Annotated in this window: 1 rRNA gene; it reads left to right on the plus strand. The window is 51.3% G+C overall.

The window, feature by feature from the left end:
* A 23S ribosomal RNA gene (locus tag CHH75_RS24565) occupies positions 1-275 on the plus strand; the annotation flags it as partial.

The raw sequence follows: 275 nt of genomic DNA on the forward strand, positions 1-275 counted from the left end.
ATGGAGTTACAAAGGTTTAGATTAGTTGAACAGGTCTGGAAAGGCCGGCCATAGAAGGTAAAAGCCCTGTAGTCGAAAATGTGAACCCTCCGAGACGGATCCCGAGTAGTGCGGGGCACGTGAAACCCCGTATGAATCTGCCAGGACCATCTGGTAAGGCTAAATACTCCCTAGCGACCGATAGTGAAGCAGTACCGTGAGGGAAAGGTGAAAAGCACCCCGGGAGGGGAGTGAAATAGAACCTGAAACCGTGTGCTTACAAGAAGTCAGAGCCC

Source organism: Paenibacillus sp. 7541 (genome assembly GCF_002276395.1).
GTDB classification, from domain to species: Bacteria; Bacillota; Bacilli; order Paenibacillales; family Paenibacillaceae; genus Paenibacillus_AQ; species Paenibacillus_AQ campinasensis.